The following is a 461-nucleotide window of genomic DNA, read 5'->3' on the forward strand; positions in this document are numbered from 1 at the left end:
AGCAAGACCAGCGTGACGATCACCGCGCCCGCCTCGAAATAGACGCCGACCTGCCCGCTCATGGGGTCGCGGAAGCCCGCCGGGAACAGGCCCGGCGCGATCACCGCCACTGCGCTGAAGACATAGGCGGCGACCACCCCCATGGCGATCAGGCTGAACATGTTGAGGTTCCAGGTGCGAAACGACCGCCAGCCCCGCACGATGAACGGCCAGCCGGCATAGAGGATCGCGGGCGTGGCGATGATCAGTTCGAACCAGCGCACCGTGCGCGCGGCGAAGAAGCTCTCCACGTGCAGCCCGACCATCGGCCCCATGGCGATGATGACCAGCGGCATCGACAGCACCGCGCCGACCCGGAAGCGGCGGGTGAAGTCGACCAGCTCGGGGTTCGGGCCCTCGTCGCCCGTCGGCACGCCCTTGGGCTCGAGCGCCATGCCGCAGATCGGGCACTCGCCTGGGCC

1 protein-coding gene is annotated in these 461 nt (G+C 69.2%); it reads right to left on the reverse strand.

Going from position 1 to position 461, the window contains the following annotated elements; translation table 11 throughout:
• Positions 1-461, reverse strand: a 461-nt coding sequence (locus tag Q1B08_RS21715) for a heavy metal-binding domain-containing protein (protein WP_366140093.1), incomplete at both ends; no start/stop codon positions are given.

The sequence above is a fragment of the uncultured Jannaschia sp. genome, assembly GCF_947494025.1.
GTDB lineage: Bacteria > Pseudomonadota > Alphaproteobacteria > Rhodobacterales > Rhodobacteraceae > Jannaschia.